Source organism: Haemophilus sp. SZY H35, assembly GCF_018829705.1.
GTDB classification, from domain to species: domain Bacteria; phylum Pseudomonadota; class Gammaproteobacteria; order Enterobacterales; family Pasteurellaceae; genus Haemophilus; species Haemophilus haemolyticus_K.
Window position 1 is genome coordinate 32554 of record NZ_JAHKJZ010000007.1, and the last position, 10158, is coordinate 42711.

Annotated in this window: 8 protein-coding genes; all 8 read right to left on the reverse strand. The window is 38.1% G+C overall.

Features of this window, described 5'->3' with window-relative positions:
- Positions 1 to 55: 55 nt before the first annotated feature.
- Entirely contained in the window at positions 56 to 1069 is a 1014-nt protein-coding gene (locus tag KP710_RS09095; protein WP_111407996.1) for a substrate-binding domain-containing protein, read from the reverse strand.
- A 26-nt stretch (positions 1070 to 1095) separates the two neighbouring features.
- Positions 1096 to 2016: a ribokinase gene (gene rbsK, locus KP710_RS09100; RefSeq protein WP_111407997.1), complete on the reverse strand. Its 921-nt coding sequence runs from the start codon at positions 2014 to 2016 to the stop codon at positions 1096 to 1098.
- Positions 2017 to 2151: 135 nt separating this feature from the next.
- Positions 2152 to 3030 carry a ribose ABC transporter substrate-binding protein RbsB gene (gene rbsB, locus KP710_RS09105; RefSeq protein WP_111407998.1) on the reverse strand — a complete coding sequence of 293 codons (879 nt, stop codon included), beginning with the start codon at positions 3028 to 3030 and terminating at the stop codon, positions 2152 to 2154.
- Positions 3031 to 3049: 19 nt separating this feature from the next.
- Positions 3050 to 4018 (reverse strand): ribose ABC transporter permease, encoded by a 969-nt coding sequence (rbsC, locus tag KP710_RS09110; RefSeq protein ID WP_165818761.1) that lies wholly within the window; start codon positions 4016 to 4018, stop codon positions 3050 to 3052.
- A 15-nt stretch (positions 4019 to 4033) separates the two neighbouring features.
- Positions 4034 to 5515 carry a ribose ABC transporter ATP-binding protein RbsA gene (gene rbsA / locus KP710_RS09115; RefSeq protein WP_111408000.1) on the reverse strand — a complete coding sequence of 494 codons (1482 nt, stop codon included), beginning with the start codon at positions 5513 to 5515 and terminating at the stop codon, positions 4034 to 4036.
- 13 nt (positions 5516 to 5528) lie between these two features.
- On the reverse strand, positions 5529 to 5948 hold the full coding sequence (gene rbsD / locus KP710_RS09120; protein WP_005644544.1) for a D-ribose pyranase: 420 nt from the start codon (positions 5946 to 5948) through the stop codon (positions 5529 to 5531).
- Between the two features lie 183 nt (positions 5949 to 6131).
- Positions 6132 to 7706 carry a DNA recombination protein RmuC gene (locus KP710_RS09125; RefSeq protein WP_215771105.1) on the reverse strand — a complete coding sequence of 525 codons (1575 nt, stop codon included), beginning with the start codon at positions 7704 to 7706 and terminating at the stop codon, positions 6132 to 6134.
- 128 nt (positions 7707 to 7834) lie between these two features.
- On the reverse strand, positions 7835 to 10158 hold a 2324-nt coding region (locus KP710_RS09130), incomplete at its 5' end, for a YadA family autotransporter adhesin (RefSeq protein ID WP_215771106.1).

The window sequence follows — 10158 nt, forward strand, 5'->3', positions numbered from 1 at the left end:
ACCGCAAGAAAATAGCAGTTTTTTTGAAAATAGCAATAAAGAAATCGAGTTATTCTTATTTTATTTTTACATTTGAAGGGGAGGAAATTGATTCTCTCAAAATACAGGTCGGCTCCAACACTAAAGTGCGGTAATTTTCATTGGGTTCTTGTATACGTTGCAATAAAGTCTCAACAGCAAGCTTACCTAATTCAGCTTTAGGTTGACTGATTGTAGATAAAGAAGGGAAAAGATAACGAGCTAATTCAATATCATCGTATCCCATGATAGAAATATCTTGCGGAATACGTAAACCTTGATTCTGAATTGCCTGATAGGCGCCAATGGCAATAGTATCGCTACAACAGAAAATAGCCGTTGGTCTATCTAATAACGCAAGCAGTTTTTGCGCCCCAACTATCCCTCCTTCAAAATCAAAATGACTTTCTACAATCCAATCGGGATTTAAAACTATATTAGCTTCAGACAAAGCTTTCTTATATCCCTGCAAACGATTTTTAGCTACTGACTTTCTGAGATTACCCGTAATAATGCCAATTTTCTGGTGTCCCGCATCAACCATAGATTTCGTTGCAAGATAACCGCCACGTTCTGAGTTCTCTAAAATTTTGTCTGCATTTAACTCGGTAAACCACCAATCCATCACAACTAAAGGCAAAGATACTTCAAGCTCCATATCCGCCTGAAAACGACTATCTCCGCACATCAGTAATACACCATCTACTTGTTTATGTATTAAGGTTTGTAGATTTTGCTGTAAACGCTTGGAATCACCACCCGTTGTAGCAATAATGAGATTATATTGATTTTTCTGACAATATTGCTCCACTCCAGTCATAACTTCAGAGAAAAAAGGATTATTAGTCGCAGTAACAAGCAACCCTATCGTTTTTGTCGTTTTTACCTTTAAGCTACGAGCTATATAAGAAGGCGTATAATTAAGTTCAACAACTATACGCATTACCTTATCTCGAATTTCATCACTGACAAAACGAGATCCATTAATCACATGAGAAACAGTAGACGTAGATACTTGCGCCAATCGAGCAATATCTTTCATTGTTGCCATAAAACACCTAAAAAATTGACCGCACTTTAAACATGAGCCAGAAATTCTAATGTTTCTTGACGAGTAGGAATAGATGGTTGAGCGCCTTTACGTGTTACACTAATCGCTGCTGCCGCCTGACCAAATCTAACGGCCTTTTCAAAGGATTGACCTTCTAGCAAGGCTGTAACAAATCCACCATTAAATGTATCACCCGCAGCCGTTGTATCTACTGCTTTTACACGGAAACCGTTAATTATACGAGTTTCACCATTTTGGCTAACAAATACACCTTTCTCACCTAATGTAATCATGACACAATCAATTCCTTTTTTATGGAAAACTTGAGCAGCTTCCACCGCACTTTGTTCATCACTCACTCGTACACCAGTAAGGATTTCAGCTTCTGTTTCATTTGGTGTAATGATATCAATCATACTTAATAAGGTGTCCGATAAATCTCTCGCAGGCGCAGGATTTAGTACGACTTTCACACCATTTTCTTGAGCAATTTTTGCAGCGAGCTCCACACCTGAAATAGGTGTTTCTAACTGCATTAACAAATAATTAGATTGAGCAATTTTTGCTTCACTATGCTGTACCAATTTTTCATCTAAATATGCGTTTGCTCCACGAGCTAATACAATGCTATTTTCACCTGATTGAGCTACTTGAATAAATGCCATTCCCGTCATTTCTTGAGAAATAGAATGAATATTTATCGTATCAATTCCCTCTTGTGAAAATGCATTTTTCATTGTTTCGCCTATAACATCGGAGCCAACACAGCCAATAAACTCTACATTTGCCCCTAACCGAGCAGCAGCCACCGCCTGATTTGCACCTTTTCCACCATAGATAAGCTGGTAATTATCACCAGTTAATGTTTCACCAGGCTTAGAAAAATAAGGAACAGAAATCACATGATCAGCATTAATACTGCCAAGAACGATGAGTTTTTTGTTCATGTTAAACTCCTTGAACAATTAAAATTTGTCTTTATAAATTTAAAGAGACATGGATCTGAAGAAACTGGAACTCCCCCTGCCATTAATGTAGTCTGTCGCATATAAGCAAGGGGGAGATACAAAGTGATACAATAACTATTCACTAATTACTTTTAAATCTACTGGGATTTTTGATTCCACTTTTTCACCTTTTAAGATTTTATCAGCTGTAACAACACCCAATGAACCAATAAGATCAGGTTGTTGTGCAATAGTTGCAGCCATTTTTCCACCTTTCACCGCTTTAACACCATCATCTGTACCATCAAATCCCACAACAAGGGCTTTTTTGTTAGATGCTTTAATTGCCCGTAATGCACCTAATGCCATCTCATCATTTTGAGCAAAAATAGCCTGTACATCTCCTTTTGAGGCAAGCAAATTTTCCGTTACATTCAAACCTTTTGTACGATCAAAGTCCGCAGGCTGACTAGCTAATACATTAAACTTATGTGCAGTGATGGCTTGTTTAAAACCTTCACCTCGTTCACGCGCTGCAGATGTACCTGCAATACCTTCAAGTTGGATAACCTTAGCTCCATCACCTAATTTTTGTGCAATGAAATCCCCTGCCATTTTTCCGCCTGCTATATTGTCAGATGCGATATGACTTACTACTTTTCCTTTAGCTGCACCACGATCTAATGTAATAACTGGAATATGATTACGGTTTGCAATCGCCACTGCATTACCAACAGCTTCAGAATCAGTTGGATTGATCAATAGTACTTTTGCACCACGCACTGTTAAATCTTCAACATTAGCAAGTTCTTTAGCTGGGTCATTTTGTGAATCAAGCACGACTAATTTATAGCCTAATTCATCAGCTTTTTTCTGTGCGCCATCTTTCAATGTGACAAAAAATGGGTTATCTAATGTAGACACGGCTAAAGCGATCGTGTCTTGCGCAGATGCTGAACCAGTAACAGCCAAACCTAATAATACAGCAGAAGTAAGAGCGGTTAGTTTTTTCATAATTTCTCCTTGAAGTGAATTACAGTTTTTTCGTACCAAGATAGTTATCGGCTAAAACGGCAACCAAAATAACCAACGCTTTTGCTATCATCTGATAGTAAGATGAAATATCTAATAAATTTAATGCATTATTTAAAAAACCAATAATTAATGCGCCAATGAGGGTTCCCATTACACGGCCCTTACCACCCATCAAACTCGTTCCCCCAACAACAACAGCAGCAATAGCATCCAATTCATAAGATACACCAGCAGTCGGTTGTGCCGAGGATAAACGTGAAGTAACAATTAAACCTGCTAATGCAGAAAGGAAACCACTGACAGCAAAAACAAATACTTTGATTTTATTGACGTTAATACCAGAAAGTTGGGTCGCTGCCTCATTTCCACCTAAAGCATAAATATAGCGACCGATTGGTGTGTGTTTCAAAATATACCAAGCCACTGCAAACACGGAGCTCATAATCCAAATTGGTACAGGAATACCTAAGAAATATCCAGTACCAATACCAGCAAATATATCCGCATTATCAGAAAAACCAGTCGTAATAGGACGACCATCTGTATAAACCATTGTTATACCACGTAGTAAGGTCATGGTAACCAAAGTAGCAATAAAAGCCTGAACTTTTCCTTTTGCAACAATTACACCACTTACACCACCAAGAAGTGTTCCAATCAATAAAACAACAGGAACTACTAAAAAAATAGGCAATTCAATACTTACCATTGAGGCTGCAATAGCACCGGTCAATGCCAATACAGATCCAACAGAAAGATCTATTCCCGCAATTAAGATAACAAAGGTCATCCCAACTGCAATAATCGCATTAACTGAAGTTTGACGTAAAATATTCAAAATATTATCTACGCTAAAAAAATCAGGATTAATCACTGATACAATTGCGATAAGAATAATCAACGCAATAAAAGAACGCTGTTCAATCAAAAATCTTCCTATTTGAAAATTAGATGTTTCATTTTTCATCATACTTACCTACTCTTATTTACCAATAGCTGCTGCTAATAACTTTTCTTGTGTTGCCTCTTCACGAGAAAATTCTGCACTAACTTTACCTTCACGCATGACCAACACTCGATCACTCATACCAAGCACCTCTGGCATATCCGATGAAATCATCAAAATACTCAAACCATCCTTCTTAAACTCATTGATAAGTTGGTAAATTTCTTTCTTAGCACCAACATCTACACCACGAGTAGGTTCATCTAAAATCAACACATTTGGGCGAGTCATTAACCCACGAGCAATTGCCACTTTTTGTTGATTTCCACCAGACAGTAAACCTACCTGTTGATCACGACTAGGAGTCTTAATATTAAACATCAAAATAAAATCATCGACTGCCATTTTTTCTGCTTGATGACGAATATTGCCTCTGTTAGAAAAATGATCGAGAGATGTCAGCGACATATTTTCTTTTACCGACATACCTAAAATTAAACCATCACCTTTACGATCTTCGGATATATACACAATGCCATTATCTAAACCATCTTGAGGAGTGTGATTCTCAATATCCTGATTTTTTAACCGCACTTTACCGCTTGTTTTTGGTAATGCGCCGTAAAGTAACTTTCCAAGCTCAGTTCTTCCTGCGCCCATTAAACCGGAAACGCCCACAATCTCGCCAGCATGAAGCGTAAATGAAACATCATCAATGCCACTACCACTCAGATGCTCCACACTCAACACACATTCACCTTTTTTTCGTGCCAAGTGTGGATATTGTTCATCCAAGCGACGACCTACCATCATTTCAATTAAATCGTCTTCAACAATATCAGCTACTACACGCTCACCAATGAATTGCCCATCTCTCAGAACCGTTACATCATCGCAAATCTGAAAAATTTCTTTTAAACGATGGGAAATATAAACAATGCCACGATTTTCAGCTTTAAGTTCACGAATAACATTAAATAAAGACTCTGTTTCAGTATCGGTTAATGCATCCGTTGGTTCATCCATAATGATTACTTGAGATTCAAAACTTAGTGCTTTTGCAATCTCAACCATCTGCTGTTCACCAATAGAAAGTTCTGAGCATAATTTTTTACTACTATGGGTTACACCTAAACGAGCTAACAGTTTATCTGCCTCGGTATACATTTTTTGCCAATTAATTGCCCCCCACGAGGTTTTAAATTCACGACCAAGGAAAATGTTTTCAGCAATCGTGAGATTGCCGACCAAATTCAGCTCTTGGTGAATAATACTAATACCCGCCTCTTGTGATTCTTTTGGGCCTTTAAAGGTCTCTTCCTTACTGAGATACTCAATAGTGCCAGCATCTTTTGAATAAATACCAGTAAGCACCTTCATCAAAGTCGATTTACCTGCACCATTTTCACCCATCAATGCCATAACTCGACCAGAATAAACTGATAAACAGGCATTACTTAAAGCCTTCACACCAGGGAAAGATTTATCAATGCCAGAAATTTTAAGTAAGGTTTCCATAATTTCACCTAAATTAAAATGGCACACCAGAATATAAAATTACATTAGCATAAGGAGAACACTCACCACTTCGAACAATCGCTTTGCTTTGGTGTGTATATTTTTTAAAAGTTTCATGTGATACAAACTCTATCTGAAGCTTATTACCTTGATTAGTCTCAATTTGACTAAGTTTAGATAAAAGTGCGGTAAAAATTTCAGGATTTTTTTCTTTAATTTCTTCAGCAATCACTACTCGCTCGACATACATCTCAGTGATCACTGTATCTAAAGTTTGTAAAAAACTTGGCACTCCCGCAGTTAATGCCAGATCTATACGTTCCACACTTAATGGAATAGGAAGCCCCGCATCACAAATCGTCAAGCTTTCTGTGTGACCAAGAGAAGCAATACAACGAGAAAGTTGTGCATTTAATAACATCGTTTTTTTCATATATTTCCTCTTTCCACCCTTATCGAAACGTTTCGATAAGATAAATATAAAGAACAAAAACAGAAAAACAACTGAGAAATTTCAAATTTGAGATATTAATCACAAAATTTTTTGATTAGATAAAATAAAAAACTCTCCGACCAAATTCACATTTAATCGGAGAATAAATTATTTGAAATTATCTTAGTTCAACGTATCCAACCTAGCCAAATCGATCTGATTATTCAATAACTCCACATCGGGCATCGTTTTATTCGCTTTTGCGGAAAGGGTTTTAAATCGTTCAACTTTACCAACTAAACCTTGTTGGCCAACAAGTGCGGTTACTGTGCTGTTGTATTGGTTGCTGACAGTGGAAAGCGTATTGCCGAGCTTACTTAAACGTTCTGCGACCAAGCAAATTTGGTTATAAATTTCACCCGCTTTTTCAGCGATTTCTTTTGCCTCAGCATTACCGCGTTCGATGCGCCAGAGGTTTGCTACGGTGCGTAAAATCGGCATTAAGGTAGTGTGAGAAACCATAATTACATTACGTTCATAACCGTAATTAAATAAAGCAGGATCAGATTTTAAAGCCTCAATATACGCGGGTTCCACTGCAATAAACATAAGAACAAAATTTGGGCTACGCATGCCAATAAGATTGCTGTAATCTTTTTTATGCAGATCATTAATATGACTTTTCAATGCGGATATATGTTCTTTTAATAAACGCTCTCGTTCAAAATCATCGTCAGAATTCACCGCACTTTCGTAAGCCACCAATGACATTTTGCTGTCGATAATTAAGTGTTTTTCATCAGGTAAATTCAACACAAAATCAGGGTAATTGCGTCCGCCTTGTTCATCTTTAAAATGTGCTTGAGCACGGTAATGCACATTTTCTTCAAGCCCAGCCAGTTGCAACGCTCGTTCTAATTGCACTTCGCCCCAGTTACCTAACGTTTTCTTTTCGCCTTTCAGTGCAGAAGTTAGATTACTCGCCTCTTGCGACATATTCAGACCAATTTCCAGCACTTTTTTAATTTCCGCTTCCAAGCCTGCATTACCTTTCACGGACTCGGAGTGAATTTCATTAACACGTTTTTGGAAACCTTCAATTTGCTCTCGGAAAGGCTTGAGCAACGTTTCCAAGGCAGTTTGATTTGATTGACTAAATGATCGACTTTTTTCATCTAAAATCCGATTAGCTAGATTTTGAAATTCCACGCCCAACTGCTGTTTGGATTGTTCAAAGTTCTGTTGTTGAGCTGAAAAATGTTTTTCTTTCTCTGCTAACGTTGTTTTTAATCCAGTTAACTCTTGGGAAAGTGCGGTCAATTTTTCGGTTAAATGTTGTTGTTCCTGTTCTTTACGAGATAACTGGCTTTGGCTATGTTGCAACTGGGCATTCAAACTTTCTGCTTGCGCAGAAGCGATCCCGAAGCGTTCTTTTAATGCAGTAATTTGCTCCGCGATGGTGGAATGGCGAGCCTGCTCCTCATCTAATTCTTGGGTAAGATAGTGAATTTTTTCATCACGCTCATTGAGTCGAACTAACAAGCCTTGGCTTTCTGTTTGAGCTTTAATAATTTGCTGTTCTAATTGATTTTTAAGGCTATTTATCCCATCAAATTTTGATGCCAGTTGATTATAGTCTTCTGTGGTTTTATGAAGTATTTTATGAAGTAAAGCGTATTTCTGCTGAAATAGAATCAGCAGTAAAATCAAGACAATAGAAACAACGCCCATCACCCATAATAACGACATATCCGACATAACGCCCCCTTTAATTTAAGGTCTGAATTGTACCATAGAAATCCGTCTATCTCCTTCTATGGAAGGCGATAATCTCAATTAACAAAAAACCCGACTTTCGCCGGGTTTTTATTTTACTTACAAGTTAATTACCATTGGTAGCCAACACTTGCACTTGCACCTGCATGGCCTTGTGAATTGCTGTTTACTGTGAATTTAACCCCAACTTTACCATTATCTGATAAACGAGAGTAACCCACCGCTAACGCATTTTGTCCACGATATGTACCTGCACCGACAGACACCATAGATTTACCTGCTGTCGTAACATGATATAACCCACCTGATGCTAAAGCACCTGCAATACCTGCACGTAAACCTTTATCAACATTATTGATTTGATTGCTGATATTACCTGCAACATATTTCAATTGGTTTACATTCACAGCATCAGTGCCATCTTTACCTGGAGCAACATTAGTAATACGTTTACCACCAGCGTTGATACCGTTTTCGTTGATATTAACGTCACCCACTTTCACTTTGTTTGCAGTGACAGAGCTTACGTTAATATCATCTTTCATCGATACTTTCACACCGTTTTCATCTGCAGTCGTGGTAATGTTTTTACCATCACCATTGACAGCCACCTTGCTACCTAGTTTTTTCACACCGGTCGAACCTTTATCTGCATTAAAGGTTAAACCTTCGTTTGTTACTTTATCGTATGCCTTAACGCCTTTACCAATATCACCTTTCGTTTTATCTGAAAGATCAACGGTATAGTCAGTCACAGTTGTTGAACCATCTTTATGCGTATTAGCCGCTTTTGTCACTTTAACGTGATCAGAACCAGCTTCAACTGCTGCAGAAGTATCATTAGCACTCACTTTATAGATAGTTTGACCATTAGCACCTGTACTTGATCTCACATCAATATTATCCCCTGCGGTAACTTCAGTTTTCGCAGCGTTTAATTGTTTGACGTTTACTGCATCAGTATCTTTTTCACCAGCTTTTACATTGGTAATACGTGTTGCATTATTGTTACCATCAGATACTTTTAAACCTTCAGATGTTTGAGTTAATTTAACTTTTACCTTACCAGTTGTATCAATGATGTTAATGCCTTCAACTTCAGGTGTTTTCTTAATGGAAACAGTAACAGTATTGCCATTTACTGCGGTCATTACATTTTTACCCTTGTCAAATTGGTCAGCATCAGTATTACCTTCACCGCCTTTAATATTAACAGTTGTGTTTAACTTCGCTTTATGAGCTGTACCGCTATTACCGGCGAAAGTTAATCCGCCTTCAGCAACCTCAGATTTGAAGTCTTTCAACTGTTTTACATTTACTGCGTCAGTGTCATTTTCACCCTCTGCAACATTGGTTATTTTGTTACCGCCGTTGTTTAAGCCTTGGTTTGTTAAGGAAACAGTCTTATTGGTAACACCATTCAGATCTGCCGGTGAATTAATTGTAATGCCATTATTATTCACCACAGTATCACCAATAGTCACAGAGCCTTTATCGCCTAAGTTCACTTTTTCAGCTAATTGAACGTGTAATTTGCCATCTTTTGCATTCACGCCAATATTGCCTTCAGTTAAGTTGCCTTTTGCACCGCCTACAATATCCAAACGCTCATTTGCTTTTTTAGCAATCACGTTACTTTCCGCTTGATTGTCTTTTGCTGCCACATAATTATCGCCAGCATATTTTTGACCATCATCAAGCGTTGCTAATTCGTGAGTTTTATCAGAGCTTCCCGGTTTAGTTGGGTCAGCTTTCTCAACGTAAACTAGACGTGTTTCACCATCTTTGCCATCCACGCCCACTTTGCCATCTTGACCTTTAATGGTTAAGCCGTTTTTACCATCTTTACCATTTAAGCCGATAGAGCCGTCTTTACCGTTGATTGCAACAGCAGAACCGTCTTTACCGTTCACGCCGATAGAGCCATCAACGCCGTCTTTACCCGGTTTGCCATCAGCCCCTGGTGTACCTTTCTCTCCAACAACAACTTGATTTTTCAAGCCGTAAGTGTAAGTCACGTTACCGTCATTCACGTCTTGTTTTAAAGTCAAGTTATCGCTTGCAGCAAAGTTGACAGATTTGCCTGATGCAACTGTGGTTTCTGTTCCTGTTCCCACTAGGTTTGAACCTGTTGCATTTGTTTTAAAGCTATAATCTTTGATTTTGCTTGCTAAGCCGCTTAAATCAATTTTAGCTTCAGTGTTTGCTACAACTTTTCCATTGCCATCGGTATAAGTCAGTGTAACTGATTTATCTGTGTCATTATAAGTGTATGTGGTTGGTGTAATATGGCGTTCAGTTGATTTTAACTGTTTCACATTCACCGCATCATTGTCATCCTCACCGGCTGCCACATTAACGATTTTGTTTTTACCGTTATCTAAGCCGTTAGCGGTCAAGGTAACGTTGGTTTTGCCCGCCTCTTTAGCTTTAA

What these genes read in the sequence shown, in the direction of transcription:
- KP710_RS09125 (WP_215771105.1), bottom strand. Translation starts at nt 7,706, where the DNA reads ATGTCGGATATGTCGTTATTATGGGTGATGGGCGTTGTTTCTATTGTC.
- rbsC (WP_165818761.1), bottom strand. Translation starts at nt 4,018, where the DNA reads ATGAAAAATGAAACATCTAATTTTCAAATAGGAAGATTTTTGATTGAA.
- KP710_RS09095 (WP_111407996.1), bottom strand. Translation starts at nt 1,069, where the DNA reads ATGGCAACAATGAAAGATATTGCTCGATTGGCGCAAGTATCTACGTCT.
- rbsD (WP_005644544.1), bottom strand. Translation starts at nt 5,948, where the DNA reads ATGAAAAAAACGATGTTATTAAATGCACAACTTTCTCGTTGTATTGCT.
- rbsK (WP_111407997.1), bottom strand. Translation starts at nt 2,016, where the DNA reads ATGAACAAAAAACTCATCGTTCTTGGCAGTATTAATGCTGATCATGTG.
- rbsB (WP_111407998.1), bottom strand. Translation starts at nt 3,030, where the DNA reads ATGAAAAAACTAACCGCTCTTACTTCTGCTGTATTATTAGGTTTGGCT.
- rbsA (WP_111408000.1), bottom strand. Translation starts at nt 5,515, where the DNA reads ATGGAAACCTTACTTAAAATTTCTGGCATTGATAAATCTTTCCCTGGT.